Annotated in this window: 17 protein-coding genes; 11 read left to right on the top strand and 6 right to left on the bottom strand. The window is 39.5% G+C overall.

Annotation, left to right across the window (positions count from 1 at the left end; genetic code table 11):
- The first annotated feature begins 36 nt into the window (after positions 1–36).
- The gene (locus CXF93_RS18360; protein ID WP_101063965.1) at positions 37–1,002 is read left to right on the top strand and encodes an ABC transporter ATP-binding protein; all 966 of its coding nucleotides are present in this window, start codon (positions 37–39) and stop codon (positions 1,000–1,002) included.
- A 77-nt stretch (positions 1,003–1,079) separates the two neighbouring features.
- Positions 1,080–2,063 carry a murein tripeptide/oligopeptide ABC transporter ATP binding protein OppF gene (oppF, locus tag CXF93_RS18355; protein WP_101064066.1) on the top strand — a complete coding sequence of 328 codons (984 nt, stop codon included), beginning with the start codon at positions 1,080–1,082 and terminating at the stop codon, positions 2,061–2,063.
- Positions 2,064–2,184: 121 nt separating this feature from the next.
- Here the strand turns inward: oppF and ushA are convergent, their stop codons facing one another.
- Complete coding sequence (ushA, locus tag CXF93_RS18350; protein WP_101063964.1) at positions 2,185–3,846, bottom strand: bifunctional UDP-sugar hydrolase/5'-nucleotidase UshA; 1,662 nt, start codon at positions 3,844–3,846, stop codon at positions 2,185–2,187.
- A gap of 316 nt (positions 3,847–4,162) precedes the next feature.
- Here ushA and CXF93_RS18345 point away from each other — a divergent pair, with 316 nt between their 5' ends.
- Positions 4,163–4,987, top strand: a complete 825-nt coding sequence (locus CXF93_RS18345) for an outer membrane protein OmpK (protein ID WP_101063963.1) — start codon at positions 4,163–4,165, stop codon at positions 4,985–4,987.
- Between the two features lie 434 nt (positions 4,988–5,421).
- Here the strand turns inward: CXF93_RS18345 and CXF93_RS18340 are convergent, their stop codons facing one another.
- Positions 5,422–5,886: a DUF1097 domain-containing protein gene (locus CXF93_RS18340; RefSeq protein ID WP_101063962.1), complete on the bottom strand. Its 465-nt coding sequence runs from the start codon at positions 5,884–5,886 to the stop codon at positions 5,422–5,424.
- Positions 5,887–6,378: 492 nt separating this feature from the next.
- Here CXF93_RS18340 and rbsD point away from each other — a divergent pair, with 492 nt between their 5' ends.
- From rbsD to CXF93_RS18300, 8 genes are all read left to right on the top strand, one after another.
- The gene (rbsD, locus tag CXF93_RS18335) at positions 6,379–6,798 is read left to right on the top strand and encodes a D-ribose pyranase (RefSeq protein ID WP_101063961.1); all 420 of its coding nucleotides are present in this window, start codon (positions 6,379–6,381) and stop codon (positions 6,796–6,798) included.
- Positions 6,799–6,879: 81 nt separating this feature from the next.
- Positions 6,880–8,385, top strand: a complete 1,506-nt coding sequence (gene rbsA, locus CXF93_RS18330) for a ribose ABC transporter ATP-binding protein RbsA (protein WP_101063960.1) — start codon at positions 6,880–6,882, stop codon at positions 8,383–8,385.
- 85 nt (positions 8,386–8,470) lie between these two features.
- Positions 8,471–9,430 carry a ribose ABC transporter permease gene (gene rbsC, locus CXF93_RS18325; protein ID WP_101064065.1) on the top strand — a complete coding sequence of 320 codons (960 nt, stop codon included), beginning with the start codon at positions 8,471–8,473 and terminating at the stop codon, positions 9,428–9,430.
- A gap of 151 nt (positions 9,431–9,581) precedes the next feature.
- Positions 9,582–10,460: a ribose ABC transporter substrate-binding protein RbsB gene (rbsB, locus tag CXF93_RS18320; protein WP_101063959.1), complete on the top strand. Its 879-nt coding sequence runs from the start codon at positions 9,582–9,584 to the stop codon at positions 10,458–10,460.
- A 149-nt stretch (positions 10,461–10,609) separates the two neighbouring features.
- Positions 10,610–11,530 carry a ribokinase gene (gene rbsK / locus CXF93_RS18315; RefSeq protein WP_101063958.1) on the top strand — a complete coding sequence of 307 codons (921 nt, stop codon included), beginning with the start codon at positions 10,610–10,612 and terminating at the stop codon, positions 11,528–11,530.
- A 70-nt stretch (positions 11,531–11,600) separates the two neighbouring features.
- A complete protein-coding gene (locus CXF93_RS18310) occupies positions 11,601–12,605 on the top strand; it encodes a substrate-binding domain-containing protein (protein ID WP_101063957.1) in 1,005 nt (334 codons plus the stop codon).
- A 1,071-nt stretch (positions 12,606–13,676) separates the two neighbouring features.
- Complete coding sequence (locus CXF93_RS18305; protein ID WP_101063956.1) at positions 13,677–14,624, top strand: porin; 948 nt, start codon at positions 13,677–13,679, stop codon at positions 14,622–14,624.
- Between the two features lie 188 nt (positions 14,625–14,812).
- The gene (locus CXF93_RS18300) at positions 14,813–15,115 is read left to right on the top strand and encodes a hypothetical protein (protein WP_101063955.1); all 303 of its coding nucleotides are present in this window, start codon (positions 14,813–14,815) and stop codon (positions 15,113–15,115) included.
- 63 nt (positions 15,116–15,178) lie between these two features.
- On the opposite strand, the gene CXF93_RS18295 is transcribed toward CXF93_RS18300, so the two are convergent.
- The 4 genes from CXF93_RS18295 to CXF93_RS18280 all read right to left on the bottom strand — a co-directional run bounded on the left by CXF93_RS18295 (position 15,179) and on the right by CXF93_RS18280 (position 18,876).
- On the bottom strand, positions 15,179–15,502 hold the full coding sequence (locus CXF93_RS18295) for a hypothetical protein (protein WP_101063954.1): 324 nt from the start codon (positions 15,500–15,502) through the stop codon (positions 15,179–15,181).
- Between the two features lie 163 nt (positions 15,503–15,665).
- Positions 15,666–16,847, bottom strand: a complete 1,182-nt coding sequence (locus tag CXF93_RS18290; RefSeq protein WP_101063953.1) for a hypothetical protein — start codon at positions 16,845–16,847, stop codon at positions 15,666–15,668.
- Complete coding sequence (locus CXF93_RS18285; RefSeq protein ID WP_101063952.1) at positions 16,844–17,581, bottom strand: SDR family oxidoreductase; 738 nt, start codon at positions 17,579–17,581, stop codon at positions 16,844–16,846. Before CXF93_RS18285 ends, CXF93_RS18290 begins: the two co-directional genes overlap by 4 nt.
- A 5-nt stretch (positions 17,582–17,586) precedes the next feature.
- Positions 17,587–18,876 carry an FAD-binding oxidoreductase gene (locus CXF93_RS18280; protein WP_101063951.1) on the bottom strand — a complete coding sequence of 430 codons (1,290 nt, stop codon included), beginning with the start codon at positions 18,874–18,876 and terminating at the stop codon, positions 17,587–17,589.

Here is an 18,876-nt window from a genome sequence, read left to right as displayed (position 1 = left end):
TTAGATGTAGCGCTAGAACAAGATTAAGGATGTCAGATGAGTTTACTAGATGTTAAAGACCTACGCGTTGAGTTTACTACCCAAGACGGTAATGTAACTGCAGTTAATGATTTAAATTTCTCTCTAAGCCCAGGTGAAACGCTGGGTATTGTTGGCGAGTCTGGTTCGGGTAAATCTCAGACCGTATTTGCGATCATGGGATTGCTGGCAAAAAACGGTATTATTACTGGTAGTGCTAAGTTCGAAGGTAAAGAGATCTTAAATTTACCGGAAAAAGAACTTAACCATGTTCGTGCAGAACAAATTGCGATGATTTTCCAAGACCCTATGACATCATTGAATCCTTACATGAAGGTCAGTGAACAGATGATGGAAGTACTTACGCATCATAAAGGCATGTCACGCAAAGAAGCTTTTGAAGAATCTGTATTCATGCTTGAAGCCGTTAAGATCCCTGAAGCGCGTGTGCGTATCAATATGTACCCACATGAATTTTCCGGCGGTATGCGTCAACGTGTGATGATCGCAATGGCGTTGTTATGTCGTCCGAAGTTACTGATTGCTGATGAACCAACAACGGCATTAGATGTAACGATTCAAGCGCAGATCATGCAGCTATTGAATGAATTAAAAGATAAGTTTAATACCGCTATTATTATGATCACTCATGATTTAGGTGTGGTTGCTGGTAGTTGTGACAAAGTATTGGTGATGTATGCCGGTCGTACGATGGAGTATGGCAAGGTCAATGATATCTTCTATACACCGAGCCACCCTTATACTGAAGGGCTGCTGAAGTCGATTCCACGTTTAGATACTGAAGGTGATATTTTACCGACTATTCCGGGTAATCCACCTAACATGTTATCCTTGCCAAAAGGGTGTGCATATCAAGAACGTTGTCATCGCGCACAAGAAAACTGTAAGCAAGCACCACCACAATTACTCCCGTTTGCTGGCGATCGTTTGCGTGCCTGCTTCTCAGATCAGGAGACATGGTAATGACTGTTATTGAAAAGAAAGACGTTGCAGCAGATAAAACTGTAGTAACAACGCAAGAACAAGTTGCTGTAAAAGCGGTGAAAAAAGAATTGTTGTTAGAAGTGAACAATCTTAAAGTACAGTTTGATATTCCGTCAAAGTCATTATGGCCTTGGGCGCCACCCAGACCGCTTAAAGCGGTTGATGGTGTGAGTATTAAGTTATACGAAGGGGAAACGCTGGGTGTAGTAGGGGAATCTGGTTGTGGTAAATCAACCTTTGCCCGTGCACTTATTGGCTTAGTGCCTGCGGCTGAAGGAAATGTCGTGTGGTTAGGACAAGACCTGACGCGTTTACCGCACAATGAAATGCGTGAAAAACGCAAAGAAATTCAAATGATTTTCCAAGACCCGCTCGCATCGCTTAATCCGCGTATGACAGTGGGTGATATTATTGCCGAGCCACTACGTACTTTTTTCCCTCGTCTTAGTAAAGAGGAAGTGAAAGAACAGGTGAAGGATATGATGACCAAGGTAGGCTTACTACCAAACGTGATCAACCGTTACCCGCATGAGTTCTCTGGTGGTCAGTGTCAGCGTATTGGTATTGCTCGAGCGTTAATCTTGAAACCTAAGATGATTATTTGTGACGAACCGGTATCGGCATTGGACGTATCGATTCAAGCGCAGGTAGTGAACTTATTACAATCATTGCAAAAAGAACTAGGTTTAAGCCTGATCTTTATTGCCCATGATTTATCGATAGTGAAGCACATTTCAGATCGTGTGTTAGTTATGTATCTGGGTAATGCTGTGGAACTTGGTGAGTCAAAAGCCTTGTTCGCCGAGCCTAAACATCCGTACACCAAAGCCTTGATGTCTGCAGTGCCGATCCCCGATCCGATACTAGAGCGTCAGAAAAAGATTGAAATGCTAGAAGGTGATTTACCTTCGCCACTTAATCCGCCATCAGGTTGCGTATTCCGTACGCGTTGCCCGGTAGCGACAGCTGCTTGTGCAGAGACTAAACCGACGTTAGACGGTGATGAAGTACATGCTGTAGCTTGTTTGCTGGTGGCTTAAGTAATTAATAAACTCTGATTGGATAAATACTAAAAAGGCTAATAAACATTGTTTATTAGCCTTTTTTATTACGTTTAATGACCACTGATTCAATTGTTATGGTGATTTTTCTTATATGATCTTATTGATAGCTGATTTCACCTTGTGGCGTAAAGTCTGCTGCATTAATTGGTGAGTTAGCTTGGATGTATTCTTTTAGCACTTCAGCATCCACGTAACCTGTGTTTACAAATGCTGGATGCGCAGTGATATTTGGATAGCCATCGCCACCTGCGGCATTAAATGATGGCACTGTGAAGCGGTATGTAGCTTTGGTATCAAGGGCTTTACCAGCAATAACGACATTCGTTACATGATCGCCTGCTACCGTCATGGCGATAGCAGCGAACTGTGCATAAGCGCCTGAGTCACGCATTTTAGTGCCAACAACGTTGAGGTAATCCATTACTTCCGCCCCTGTCATATCTACATAAGTAATGATATTGGCGAATGGCTGTACCTTCAATACGTCTTTATAAGTGATGTCACCGGCTTCGATAGAAGCTCGGACACCACCTGAATTCATTATCGCGAAGTCTGCATTGGCACGTTGCATATGTGCAGTGGCAATTAAACGACCCAGATTAGTCTGATTGTTACGGACGACGTTACGCTCGCCTTGTAGTATGTCGCTAGTTGCACCAATTTGGATATTAAGTGCTACTTGGCCTTTATCTTGAAAAGGTTTTAGGGTGTCGTATACAGCTTGGTCTTGCACGATTTCATCTTGGATAAGCACTCGGACTTTTTTACCATCCGCATTCTTCACTTTTTTCTTCAAGTTAACCGGAATGAGACTGTACGATTGCAGCGTGAAGTCGCCATTTATGAAAGTGTAATCAGCACGGCCAACATACTTACCCCATTCATGTGCTTGCACTATATCAGTGCCGTTTTGTTGGTCTGGTTTGCAATCCTGACCCGGCTTGAAATCGGCATATTGATTGATACTTTCCATACAAACTGGTTCTTGTGAGTGACCGCCGACGATCATGTCTAGATCGCCTTCATCTAAATAACGCGCCAGTTGTACGTCACCGGGTGCGTTAGAACCATTGTCGCCGTTTAGGTAGTGGCCCATGTGCGTCGCGGCAATAATCACGTCCGGATTTTCAGTTGCTTTTAGTTCAGCTATTACCTTCTTAGCTTCAACTTTTGGATCTTTGAATTCAAGTTCACTGATAAATTCAGGGTTGCCTATGTTGGCTGTGTCTTCCGTGGTAAGACCGATAACGGCTATTTTTATGCCATCTTTGTTGAATATTTTGTAAGCATCGAACATACGTTCGCCATTTTTATATATGTTTGCAGCAAGGAAAGGAAATTCAGCCCAGCCTGCTTGCTTCGCTAATACGTCAAGCGGGTTATCAAATTCATGGTTGCCGATAGCCATCGCATCATAACCAATCATATTCATGCCAATAAAGTCAGGTTCCGCATCTTGTAGGTCTGATTCTGGAACACCGGTATTTATATCGCCACCAGAGAGCAGTAACACAGAACCACCTTCAGCTTGAACTTCATTGCGGATATTGTTTACGAGTGTCGCACGTGCAGCCATGCCGCGTTCACCGTATTTGTTTTGCCAAAAATTACCGTGGTTATCGTTGGTATGCAAAATGGTCAGGTTATATTCTTTATCTTGGATCCACTGATGCGTATTTATTTGCTTTGTTGGTTGAGTGGTACAGCCTGTTGCAATGGCAATACTAAGAACACTTAATGCAAAGTTTTTATAATTCATTGTGGAACCTTTAAAATAAATAACTATAACGATTTATGTGAGCTAAGTATGCGATTTATAGCAAGTTTTCAAGTTAAAATGACGAATGCTCAATTTGAGTAATTATTCAATACGAACAACTAGTAAACGTCAAAGTTTTGAATGAAAGTACTATTAGATAGATAACCATTGGAAGTTTGTGTTCGATCACACTTTTAGACATCTAACTCTAATTTACCCTCATCAATATTGAACTTTTTTGTAATCGCGATACACTCGCGCCATAAAAAATAGCGCTGACTCATACAGAGCTGTGCACCATAAAATGGAATTAACTATGAAAAATGTTAAAAACGCAGCATTAGCTGCAACAACTCTTGCTGCTATCTCTTGCAACGCGTTCGCGGCTGATTATTCTGATGATATTCACAAGAATGATTACCAATGGTCACAGTTCAACTTAATGTATGCGATTGGTGAAAAGCCAAGCAGCGAAGATAATCTGAAACATGATTATTTAGAAATGGAATTTGGCGGCCGCTCAGGGGTTGTTGATCTATACGGTTATGTTGATGTATTCAACTTAACGAATAAAAACTCTAGTGGTTCAGACAAAAATGATGGCGCTAGCAAGATGTTTATGAAACTTGCACCGCGTTTCTCTCTTGATGGCATGACAGGTAAAGATTTATCTTTCGGTCCTGTACAAGAAGTATATGTTGCTACTTTGTTTAACTGGGGTGGCGGTGCAATTGGCGACGATGTTAATAACGCTTTCTTTGGTCTAGGTTCTGATGTGATGGTTCCTTGGTTAGGTAAAGTAGGTATGAACGTTTATGGTTTATACGATGTTAACGCTAAAGATTGGAATGGTTACCAATTCTCGATGAACTGGTTCAAACCTTTTGTTAATTTTGATAACGGCAGTTTCATTTCTTACCAGGGTTATGTTGATTACCAGTTTGGTGCTGATACAGATGCAAACCATGTTAGTAGTGGTGGTGTTATGTTTAATGGTATCTACTGGCACTCAGAGCGTTACTCTGTGGGTTACGGCCTAAAAGCGTATAGCGATGTTTATACACTTGAAGATGGTGTTGCATTTGGTGGATTAGACACTTCAGGCTTCGCACATTACTTTGCTGCATCTTACAAATTCTAAGAACCTAATCTTAGTATAAGTTTGTGGAGTCACGTCTCGCGTGGCTCCTGATTCTCTTCAAGTTATACCTTTTCAGTTCATACCCTGTAAAAATTAAAAATTAAAAATTAAAAATTAAAAATTAAAAATTCAACTTCACTCTAAACTCTATTGTATTAATGCCTCACTATCGTTTCACTAGCTCATCAAATTGCCATCAACAGACCGAAATTTACATCATGTGTTCTTCAATATGTCTTTATTATATTTAGCGCGGCAAACTTAGATTTGACTGGTTTGAATTAATTGAGACTGAATCTTTACAATCCGAATTAATGGCTCTTTATTGATGGGATATGCTGATTAGTTCTAGATGGGGACATGCCAAAGAGCTAGCGATCATCTAGCTCTTATGCGGTTTGAATATGAACTCTTGGTGAGTTGAATAGCGGGAATTAAGCGTGCTGTGGTGTTGCTTTAAAACTAACAAACAAGGCTGTTAATTGCGTCATGCCGTAACCGAGTAGGCCACCAAGCAGTAATGGTGGAATAATAGCATGCACATCACCGGCCATGGCAAAGGTAATACAGCAGCCAATAAAAGCACCGGGGATAAAGGCGAGTTTGCTATAGCTGGCTTGCAAGCACATAGCACTCGTTACAATGCCTGTGAGCAGATAACCTAACAATGGTGTCTCGACAAAGCCACTGCCTGTGATAGCTAACCAAGCCCAAAATACACCCGATAAATTAGTGAACCAGGCCATTAGTACCCCCTGAAATCCGGTTTTTGGTTGCGCAAAGTAAGTACTGCAACTTAAAAAACCTATCCAGGTAACCAGATGAAACATATCGGCTATACCACACCATAGCGCAGCAAGTAGACCTGCTGAAATTGCTACTTGATAACGATTCTTCATGTTTTAACTCTATTATATACAAATAATATTAGAGACTAAATTACCGCATAACCAAGAATAAAAACATGAAGTCGGTCGTAAATGCGATATTAAAATCTGCATATTCGTAAAACTCTAAGTGCATTATTACCTACCGTGGCTTATGTATTGAAGATTATAAATTCGAACGTATGGTTTAAAAATTAATCGTTTTGTAGCGATGTGCAGATTAGTACATGATAGTTATAATTTTATTTTCAACTGATTTTTACATGACCTATTACTTTCGATATAAGTGTTTTTCTTCGTAAAAATATCCTCTCGATTTCAAATGAAAGAAATTAGCCTAGATCTTAGATCTAACTCGCACTTTTATACTCAGAGACTAGAATTATCCTTATTTTTGACTATATTTAACCCATCGAAACGTTTGCGCAAACGTTTCGATGGCGTATTATGTAATTATATTGAAAACTCAGATTGAATTATTTTCACCTTGTAAGGCGTGAACCCATGAAGAAAAATGCACTTATCAACGCAGACTTATCTTATTTAGTTGCAACGCTTGGCCATACCAACGAGATCACCATTTGTGATGCTGGTTTACCGGTTCCTGCGGCAACGCAACGTATCGACCTTGCGCTTATACCTGGTGTGCCGACATTTATCGCCACGGTTACAGCGATTCTTGGCGAGATGCAAATTGAAGGTATCGTACTGGCAGAAGAGTTTGCTGCGGTTAGCCCTGAACTACATAGCGCCTTACTTGATGTGATAGCCAATGAAGAACAGCTAACCAATAAAACCATCGCAATCACTTATATTAGTCACGAAGCATTTAAACAACGGACTGAGCAAAGTAAAGCCGTTGTGCGTACTGGTGAATGCACCCCTTATGCGAATGTGATTTTTCAATCTGGCGTGGTGTTTTAACGCTGCTGTTTTTATTCAGCACAGTATTGATTAGAGCAAACGTAATAACAGCGATTTATGCGGAATAAAGTAGGAACTGACATGACGCAAGCAATTTTAAAACTCAGTGGTATCGAAAAATCATTTCCCGGTGTAAAAGCATTGGATAATGCTTGTTTGAATGTATACCCAGGTAAGGTAATGGCATTACTGGGCGAAAATGGTGCCGGTAAGTCGACGCTAATGAAGGTACTTACGGGTATCTATCACATGGACAAAGGTAATATTAACTATCAAGGTAGTGATGTTACTTTTGATGGCCCGCGTCATTCTCAAGAAGTCGGCATTAGTATCATTCATCAAGAACTAAACTTGATCCCTGAGTTAACAATTGCTGAAAACATTTATTTAGGCCGTGAAACAACCAATGCGTTTGGCGGTATCAAATGGACGAAAATGTATCGTGATGCAGATGCATTATTACAACGTTTAAATGTAAAACACAGTTCACGTCAGTTGCTGGGCGAATTAAGTCTAGGCGAACAACAAATGGTTGAGATCGCCAAAGCGTTGTCATTTAAATCGCAAGTGATTGTCATGGATGAACCGACCGATGCATTGACGGATAGCGAAACTAAATCATTATTTAAAGTGATTAACGAGCTGCGTAATGAAGGCTGCGGTATCGTTTATATTTCCCACCGTTTAAAAGAAATCTTTGAAATTTGCGATGATATTACCGTGCTTCGTGATGGTAAATTTATTGCTGAAATAGCGGTGTCCGATATTGATGAAGATGGCTTGATTGAAAAAATGGTAGGCCGCCGTCTTGACGAAATTTATCCGCGTATTGATGCTGAGCACGGTACGCGTTGTCTGGAAGTTGAGAGCATTGTTGCAGCGGGTGTGCATGATGTCAGCTTTACCTTAGACCATGGTGAGATCTTAGGTATTTCCGGGTTAATGGGCGCAGGCCGCACCGAGTTAATGAAAGCAATTTATGGTGCATTGCCGCGTGAATCTGGCGATGTATTGTTAGAAGGTAAAGTGATTAGCCCTATTACCCCACGTGATGGTTTGGCTAACGGTATTGCTTATATCTCGGAAGACCGTAAAGGTGATGGCCTAGTACTTGGCTTATCGGTTAAAGAAAATATGTCGTTGTGTGCATTAGACTCACTGTCGAAAGGGCTGCAGTTAGACCATGGCAAAGAAGCCAGTGCAGTGGAAGATTTTATCCGTTTGTTTAATGTCAAAACCCCCAGCCGTGATCAAATTATTGGTAATTTATCCGGTGGTAATCAACAGAAAGTGGCGATTGCCAAAGGTTTGATGACCCGTCCTAAAGTACTTATTTTAGATGAACCGACTCGTGGTGTAGATGTTGGTGCTAAAAAAGAGATCTACCAGTTAATCAATCAATTTAAAGCCGAAGGCATGAGCATTATTTTAGTGTCGTCAGAAATGCCAGAAGTGTTGGGCATGAGCGACCGTATTTTAGTGATGCACGAAGGGCGTATCAGTGGTGAGTTTATGGCCGCAGATGCTAACCAAGAAAAACTAATGGCGTGTGCTGTTGGCAAGCGTATCAATGAGGCGGTTCTATGAACCTGAACAACATATGAACCCAAATAAAACAGTGAGCCAGAATCAAACCGTTAATCACAATTCCAGCAACATAAGTGGCGATGCAATGACTAAAACTATCACGAATAAACTATTCACCAAAGAATGGTTAATTGAACAAAAATCATTAATCGCCCTGATCTTATTGATTGTGGTGGTGTCTTTCTTAAATCCTAACTTTTTTACTATGGGTAATATTTTAAACATATTACGTCAAACCTCGGTAAATGCGATTATTGCTGTGGGCATGACCTTAGTGATTTTAACCGCAGGTATTGATTTAAGTGTTGGTTCGATTTTAGCCTTATGTGGTGCATTTGCGGCGACATTAATCTCGATGGAAGTATCGGTGATGATTGCCGTTCCGGTGGCGTTGTTTGCAGGTGCTGCGTTAGGTGCTATGAGTGGTATTATCATCGCCAAAGGTAAGGTGCAGGCTTTCATTGCCACGCTGGTCACCATGACATTATTACGTGGTGTGACTATGGTATATACCGAAGGTCGCCCTATCTCGACTGGTTTTACTGATGTTGCAGACAACTTCTCATTAATCGGTACTGATTACTTATTAGGTATTCCCGTGCCTATCTGGTTGATGGTAATAGTATTTGCTTCGGTATGGTATTTATTAAACCACACGCGCTTTGGTCGTTATGTTTATGCGATTGGTGGTAATGAAGCGGCGGCTCGTTTATCCGGTATCAATGTAGATAAAGTGAAAATTGGTGTGTATGCCATCTGTGGTGCACTTGCTGCATTAGCGGGTTTGATTGTTACGTCGCGCTTGTCATCGGCGCAACCAACAGCAGGTATGGGTTATGAATTAGATGCGATTGCAGCGGTAGTATTAGGCGGAACAAGTCTAGCTGGTGGTAAAGGTCGTATTATGGGTACCTTGATTGGTGCACTTATTATCGGTTTCCTAAACAACGCATTAAATCTATTGGATGTATCTTCATACTTCCAAATGATTGCTAAAGCAGTGGTTATTCTACTTGCGGTATTGGTAGATACTAAAAAGAAATAATTTCGGCGATTAATAAAAAACAAAGCAATAAAAAACAAAATAGCAGTAATTTATAACAACAAAAATAGTTATCACAACAAACAGTAACAAAAAACTGTGAGCACCAGTACCCTATCTGGCGCAGCAGAATTAACTTAAAAAGGTATATGTAATGAAAAAATTAGCAACCTTGATCTCTGCAGCTGTAGTTTCAGCTTCTTTCAGTGCAACCGTTATGGCGCAAGATACTATTGCAATGGTGGTATCGACGCTAAATAACCCTTTCTTTGTAACAATGAAAGAAGGTGCAGAAGCGAAAGCTAAAACCTTAGGTTACGAGTTAATTGTGCTGGACTCACAGAACGATCCAAGTAAAGAATTAGCGAACGTTGAAGATCTTACCGTTCGCGGCGTAAAAGCAATTCTAATCAACCCAACAGATTCAGATGCAGTGTCGAATGCGATCCGTATGGCTAACCGTGCTGGTATCCCAGTATTAACATTAGACCGTGGTGCAAGTCGCGGTAAAGTAGTTAGCCACATTGCCTCTGATAACGTTGCTGGTGGCGAAATGGCAGGTCAATATATTACTGATACCATTGGCGCTAATGCTAAAGTTATCCAACTAGAAGGCATCGCAGGTACATCTGCAGCCCGTGAACGTGGCCAAGGTTTCATGCAAGCAGTTGATAAAAATAAAATGAATCTGCTAGCTAGCCAACCAGCTGATTTTGATCGTACTAAAGGTCTTAATGTAATGGAAAATATGCTTGCTGCTAACCCAGACGTACAAGCGGTATTTGCTCAAAATGATGAAATGGCATTGGGTGCATTACGTGCAGTACAAGCATCAGGTAAAAATGTATTAATCGTTGGTTTTGATGGCACTGAAGATGGTCTTGCAGCAGTTAAGCGTGGCATCCTAGGCGCTACAATTGCACAACAACCTGCACTCATTGGTGAACTTGGTGTTGAAGCCGCAGACAAAGTACTTAAAGGTCAGCCAGTAGAAAAAAGTATCGCTGTACCACTTAAAGTGATCACGCAGTAATTACAACGGCAAGGGAACAGTGTTAAGCGTTATTCCCTTGCCGCTATTTATTCACTATTAAAAAATATGACTTAATGCTATGTGCTCAACTTACCGTGTCATTAAGTCATATTTTATTCTCTCCAGTTACAACGTATTAAGGTTTCATTATGAATAAGTTAGTTGTGTTAGGCAGTGTAAATGCTGATCATGTTTTACAAGTGGCTTCTTTCCCGCGTCCAGGCGAAACCTTACTTGGGCATAGTTATGCCGTGATCCCTGGTGGTAAAGGCGCTAACCAAGCGGTTGCCGCAGCGCGTTTAGGCGCTGATATTGCTTTTATTGCCTGCGTTGGTGATGACAGCTTTGGTCATAACATGATTAACGAATTTACCCGTGATGGTATTAATACCCAAGCGGTGATGATTGAGCAAAATACCCCAACGGGTATCGCAATGATCCAAGTGGCGGCAACTGGTGAAAACAGTATCTGTATTTCAGCAGAAGCCAATGCCTGTTTAACACCAGAACGTCTAGCACCACATAGCGATTTAATCACTCAAGCTGATACACTGTTGATGCAATTAGAAACGCCGATTGCAACGATTACCCAAGCGGCTAAAATAGCCAAGCAAGCCGGTACGCGCGTGGTATTAAACCCAGCACCTGCACAGGCGTTGGATGATGAATTATTAGCGATTGTAGATCTGATCACCCCCAATGAAACCGAAGCTGAATTATTAACGGGTATTAAAGTCACGGATATGGCATCGGCGCAAGTGGCGGCAAATGTATTGCATGCTAAAGGCATTAGCGAGGTAATGATTACGTTAGGCAGCCAAGGGGTTTGGATCAGTGAACGTGGTGAAGGCAAGCAAGTTAAAGGTTTCCGTGTCGATGCGGTTGACACTACCGCGGCGGGTGATACGTTTAATGGCGGCCTGCTAGCGGGCTTACAAGCTGGACTGGTATTAAATGATGCGATTATTTTCGCCCATGCAGCGGCAGCAATTTCGGTTACTCGTGTTGGAGCGCAAACATCGATACCAACAAAAGCCGAAGTCGACGCATTTTTAGCAGCGCAAGGCTAAAGTAAAACACTTTTTATAAACCAGTTAATATGTTTATATTAACTGGCATCATTATGGACAAAATTAGCCAATGGCAACAATTAAAGACGTAGCAAGGCATGCAGGCGTATCAACGTCTACGGTAAGTCATGTATTAAATAATACACGCTATGTTAGTGAAGATGTGTCTGCCCGTGTAAAAGCGGCAGTTGACGAGTTGCGTTATGCACCGTCGGCATTAGCACGTAGTCTTAAAGTCCAAAATACCAAAACCTTTGGTATGTTAGTAACAACCTCAACCAACCCATTCTTTGGTGAAGTATTGAAAGGTGTCGAGCGTCGTTGTTATGAACACGGTTATACGCTTATTCTCTGTAATACCGAAGGTGATATTTCGCGTATGCATGCCAACCTAGATACGCTGTTACAGAAGCGTGTGGATGGACTCATGTTGATGTGCAGTGAAGTTGAAAGCCAAGGTTTTAATTTGTTTGAACGTCACAAGCCAGTGCCTACGGTAGTGATGGATTGGGGCCCAACTAATTTTTCTTGCGATAAGATCCAAGATAATTCCCATCGCGGTGGTTATATGGCTACGCAACATCTGATTGCTAAAGGCCATACTGACATAGGTTGTATTACCGGTGTGTTAGATAAGTTAACTGCACAGCAACGTTTTGCTGGTTTTACCCAAGCAATGGAAGAAGCGGGTTTAGCGATTAATCCTAACTGGGTGACGGCAGGTAATTTTGAATGTGAAGGTGGTGAAACAGCCTTTGCTGAAATGGTTGCCAATGGCCCATTACCGACCGCACTGTTTGTGTGTAATGACATGATGGCGATGAGCGTGATTAATAGCGCCAGTAAGTTGGGCATCTCAGTACCACAAGACCTATCTATCATAGGTTATGATGACATTAAGTTAGCTAAATATATTACCCCGTCATTAACCACGATTCACCAACCTAAGCATCGTTTAGGGCAAAAAGCGGTGGATATGTTGCTGGAAAAAATTAATAACAAGACGAGTAGTAACCAGATCATCGAATTAGAGCCGACCTTGGTTGAGCGAGATAGCGTGAAAGCATTGAATTAGTAAGTGCTGTAACACTAGATTAATAAAGGGTAGTATTTATTAGAAAAGTTAGTCCTTTTGGGCTAACTTTTTTTTCACATTTTTAGTCACTATCTATACTGAAAAATGATACATCGTTGTCTTAATTCTACTCTTTTCTGGCTATTCATTACTTTATCTGCAAAATATATCATTTAAGAATTTTTTTTCGAATATGACATATTATTTTAGTGTGTAGTCGATAATATGCAATGTAGATTTGTTGCTAAATGTAACTCTGAGATCTGTCTCACGTAAGCTTATGGAAATTTATGTTTGGGATTATTTAGTATATTGATGCTATTACCGTATTTGATACGGTGTTTATAACAAAATAGTATGGGACTGGATATGAAGTGTTGTAAAGATGGTCGAGTGATTAAAGTAAGCCGGACGTGGTTGCAAAAATTATTTTATAGTAGTATTTATAAATGTAATAGCTGTGGGCTTTTAGTTAAGCTAAAAAAATAATTAACGAGTTATTATTACAGATTCGAGAGAGCCTATTGAAATGGATGTTCAATAGGCTTTTTTGTGTCTGTAACAAAATAATGAACGACTAACCGCTGGAATTTAACGTTCTATGTATTGATTCGTGATATTGAAATGTGATGCCACCGTTCGATAAATAACAATGGTTGAAACGGGTTGGTCGTAATCACTATATTTTGAATGCGTCTGTTGGTGGTAAATCTTATATACCGTTTAAATTCAGATGCGGAAAATTAATTGAAATTATGGCTAGAGAGGGGGGGGGGGAGGCTAAACTTATGTTGAAATTGTGTAGGATATAGTATGGGTGAAGATTATTATCTGGATTTATAGCTTTTAATCAAACGTAAATACTGATTAAATCGTATTCACTTTTCCAATAGACTGATAGCGATCAAAGTAAAGTATCGTAATTACAGTAAAATACACTTACTATCTATAACTAAGTATGTTAAATATCTTTATGATTACCAATAGCGTCAAAACTTAGTTTTAATCTGTGATTTTAAACATTATTTAGATCTCAACCTAACTATCAACTCAAGCAAAATGGAAATGTTCATGAAAACAATAAACAAAGCACTATCTCTTACACTGGCTGCAATCGTGTCTATGCCAGCACTTGCTGAAAATGTAACAGCAGAAGATTTTTCTTTTGGTGGGCGTATTGAAGCAAGGGGCGCTCTAACTGATAGTGACTTTAATGATAAATCTCGTGTTCGTTTAAATGGTCAAGGTAAGCATGAAATTAACGATGCTTTAACAGCTGTTGGTAAATTCGAATATGAATTAACTCAAGCAAATTCTACATCGGATACAGAAGTTAAAAATAATATTCGTTATGGATACGTTGGTGTTGAGACTGCACACGGTACTTTAACATACGGTACTCAAGATAATGCTGTTACATATCTAACTAACTTTACCGATATGGCTGAAGTTTACAGTGGCGATACAAACAAAGGCATCACGGCAAGTGGCGACAGAGCAGAAGATACGATCCTTTATAGTGTGACTAAAGGTGATTTAACATTCAACGCATCAGCTAACCTACAAGAGAATGTAAAAGGCGGCGGTGCGATGGTTGCTTATAAAGTGCTTCCAAGTGTTGAATTAAGTGCGGGTTATGCTACAACAGAAGCGGCTCTTACAGAAACTGATTCATCAGATGTATACATGATCGGTGCACGTTACACTAACGACACTTTTTTAGTTTCAGGCTTAGTACAAAAAGGCACAGTATACGATACAGACTTCGATGCAGTTGATGCATTCGCATCTTATGGCTTTGGCGAAAATAAAGTAAGTGTGTCATATAACTATTTCAGTGCTGATGAGAAAAGCACTCAAGATGTTAACTACGTTGCATTTGAATATGGTCGTTATATTGGTGATGTTGCAGCATATGCTGGTTATAAAGTTGCATTAAGTAATGATACTACTGCTGGCGCTGGTCATACTAATAGCAACGCAGACGAATTCATCGTTGGTGCACGTTACTCTTTCTAATCCTGACTACTTAATACTGTAGTGCAGTGATAAAAGTAAAAGCCTCCTTATTTGGAGGCTTTTTAGATCTTGGGTGCTGGTAAATGCATGTAATCCCACATGCATTTACTATATGAGATACTCATTTATGCTCTTTGTTTTTACGTGGTAATGTATCAATTCAATTTAGCTAACTTAAGGATGAGTTTATGCAGTCAAAATTTATAGGGATATTTTTTATCGTTGCAATGTCATTTTCGTCATTCTCTCATGCAAAAGCAGAAGATTTCTTTCGACTAAGTGGTGGCGGCTTGCTTATTAGTGGTGTTGAAATGCGCTATTCGGAAGTCATTGAAATGATTAATAAAGAAAAATCATGGCAACGAGTAGGGCGTAACCATTACATTTTAAATGCCTCTGTAGGCGGAGAGTTTGATGTGCGGTTAAAGTTCAGAGGTGGTGAACTGACTGAAATTGTATCTAAACAATTGGGGCGTAAAGATTATAGGTAACAAGTTAAGTCCATGCTTTTAACTATAAGTAGCTTTAGGGCATGGACTCATGTTACACACTGACTACATCCAGTAAGACTTTGCTTCAGGCATAAAGTCACTGGTATCAGACATATTTCTAATTGCACCATCTGCATCATTCAGCTTTGGCTCTTCTAACACTTCGTCTTTTGTTTCTGTTTTGTTTTCTTTTTTATCCAAGTCATCAACGCTAATTGGTTGATCTGCAGTTGCATCTTCAATGCTTGCAGGTGCAAAGTTTTGGATATTACTGCTTGGCTGATTCATTGGCAGGTTGGAATTAGTGCTACAACCTTGATTTAATAAGCAAAGAAGTAAAAATTTTTTCGTGCTGTTTGAACTATAGTGTAATAAATTACAACTCATCTAAGGATTTATCTTTTAAAGATTAAAAGAGTATATTTACTTATAGAATACTATGGATGATGTGTTTTATTTGAGTTTAAATAGTAAATATAAGTACAGCACCTTAGAATGTGGTTCTGTACTCGTATTATTTTTCTGTGCTGCTTAAACTTTTAATATTTAATTACAATTTAACTTGCCACATAGCGTGCTTCGACTGCGGATATATCAAAATAGTGTCGATTTTACCCGATTTGTAGTCTTCAATTTGACTCTCCCAGCTTATCCACGATGAAGAACTGACAACCCCATCTTTTGATTGATATGTGCTATACCCTGATTGTGCTAGCGAAAATAGTAAGATGAAAATTAAGGAATATGAGATAATGACATCGTTACTATTTTCAAAAAGCACTTTCAACAGAAGAGCACAAAATACAAATCCTGTTGCATAGGCATATCTCCCACCTCCGGCCCCATTCAAAGATGTGACAGTTAACAGTAATGTTATAAAAACAAGAGGTGTTAGATAATAAAAAATGATCTCATTTTTTTTGTCTCTACCCAGTTGAAGGATTGAGTAAAAGATTATAAATAATGTGATGGATTTTAATAGTAATGCGCCGCCTCCCCATAAGCTAAAAAACGATAAATTAACTATTTTATCTATAAATTGAAGCGTAAGTAAGTTAGCGCCAGTTCTGCTGCCGTAATGTTCAGCTGTAACCACAAAACATAATTGGATTATAGTTGCAAAAAGGAAAACTAAAGTATTAATAACATTTGAATTTGTTCTATTTAAAATCGTTTTCAGTATAAAAAAAGGCAATATAAAACAAGCAGCTGGACCTGAAAGAGCCGAGATAAAGAGCAGTGGAGCTGAAAGCTTAGTATTAAAATCCCCTATTAAAATTATGTATGCGACTATAATGAAATGAAATTGACTCGTTATAGTGTTACTGAATATTTCATTAGTGAATCCTGCTAGTAATAAGCTTAAAAGTAACAAGGCTTTGTATTTTTTATTATCATCAAAACAGCTTGTTTTCAGTATCAAAAAAGCAGGGATCAATTGTATGATAAATGCAATGTATGTTGTAATTACTGGGGCAATCTTCATTGGGAATAGTGTGGAGATATAAGTGCTAATATTGGGCACTATAGAATAATAGCCTTGGTGCGTACTAAATATAGAGCTAAAGCCATTGATGAAGGCATCTTTATAATATACAGAAGCTTCTTCTGCCCAGAACCTCGGTGTTATAAAAATGTCGATATCTTTCATTACAAGCATAATTGCATATATCAAAAGAGAAGTTAAAATAAAAAGGTTTTCTTTATTTTTTAATGGTAATAACTTGATCATAGAGAGATCTTATTAAAAATGGCTTTAGGAACAAACTTAATAATCGTCATAATGGCAAACCAAAAAGCAGGCGTGTAAGAAAAAGAGTTTTTCTTACTAATTCTCTTTTTGATTATTTCAGCCACTTTTTCAGGTTTTGCCCATAACGCACCCTTATCAAACTCGGCTGTCATTGGAGTATCTACAAACCCAGGTTTGATATCGAGTACGTGAACACCAGATTTACTCAACCTTTGAGTTAATCCTTGTAAAAAAATAGATACCATCCCTTTTGCTGCGCCGTAAACGTAGTTGGACTGACGTCCTCTGTCGCCTGCAACGCTGGTTATGACAGTTATATTTCCTGATTGTTGCTGCTCCATTTTGGTCGCTGCGTGTGTAAGTAGTGAGATCACACTTATACCGTTCGTGTTAATCTCCTCAATTGCTTTTGAGCAATCGGTTTGACAACGTTCTTGATTAGGGAGGCTTCCGTGAGCAATAAGGAGTACATCAACTTGTTCTAAGGTCTGGAATGCTTGCTCTATTAGCGTTTCGTGTGAGTCGAACTGATTCGCATCGAATTCAGCAGTATAAACAGTGCTCGCGCCCCTTACGATTAAATCTTGTTTAATCGTGTCCAGTTTTGAAATGTCTCGGGCAATGAGATACAGGTTCGCTTTGTCAATGGCGTATAGCTTGGCCACTTCCTTTGCCATTGCTGATGTAGCGCCAATAATAATGATATTTTTCACGATATTTACAATCCTATCCTTTTTGATTGGAGGGAGTGATACAACTCATCTGCCCCATATTCAGTTCTTAGTGTTTGAAAAGCTTCCCATTGAGGGTAGCTCGCTTTAAACATCTCTTCAGATATTCTAACATCTTTAGATAAGTACAAACGACCATCGTATTTTCTCACAATGATATCTAAATGGTCTAATAAGCTAAACAATTTGTCGTTAAGCTTGAAATCTAGCGCAAGAGTATAGCCTTCCATTGGGAAGGACAATAAATTTTGATTTCCTTTACCAAAAACTTTTAAGACGGCGAGGAATGAGCCTTGTTTCGATTCCGCAATAGCTTCAAGGATTTCAGTGAGTCCTTCTTTGCCCGCTTCTTTGGGGATGACAAACTGGTATTGTGTAAAGCCATTACCACCATACATTCGATTCCAGTTATTGATACCGTCCAGCGGATAGAAAAATGGGTCATAATGGATGGTGCTATTTACTTCTTCTTTGAGCTGTTTGTTGTAATAAGCAGAATTAAAAGCTTGAATAGTATACTTGTTTAATAGAAAGGAAGGCATATCACAAGGCATATTTAAAAGCCCGTCTTTGTGTGTTTTCAATTTTCCTTTATCGGCGTGTTCACCAAGCATTAACAACGAACGTCCAAGATTACTTCCTGTAGAAAGGCAATCAATCCACGCTACAGAGTAGGTAACATCTTTATATTGTTCAAAAAGCTCTAAAGCTGTATTAAGATTTTTGGCTTTAACAATCTTTTGATTGATATAGGCACTTTTAATTGGCTTTAATTTGAATGTTGCCTCTGTGATAATACCTGTGAGTCCCATACCCCCACAAGTAGCGTGAAATAGTTCTGGGTTGTTGTTTCTGGAACAAGTAATTTCTTTATCACTAATAACTAAGGTTAAAGAAGTCACGTGATCGCTGAAACTTCCTTCTAGATGATGATTTTTTCCGTGAACATCACTGGCGATTGCGCCACCGATAGTGACAAACTTTGTGCCTGGTGTAACGGATAGGAACCATCCTTTAGGAACAAATACGGTTAAAATATTATCCAGAGAAACACCCGCTTCACACCGCAGCAAGCCATTTTCTTCATCAAAAGAGATAAAATGGTTTAAGTTTTCACTTACTATTACTTGTTCGCTAAGAGCACTGTCACCATAACTTCGACCCAACCCACGACCAATGCCAGTTAACTCAAGTCCAGCTAAATGCTGACGAGTTGTTGGAATGATTATGTTGGCATTAATAAGAGGGTATTTCCCCCAACTGGTTAATTTTTTCAT

It is taken from the genome of Moritella sp. Urea-trap-13, assembly GCF_002836355.1.
GTDB lineage: Bacteria > Pseudomonadota > Gammaproteobacteria > Enterobacterales > Moritellaceae > Moritella.
Note: the sequence above shows the minus strand (reverse complement) of the source record. Positions and strands in the feature narration are given on the sequence as shown.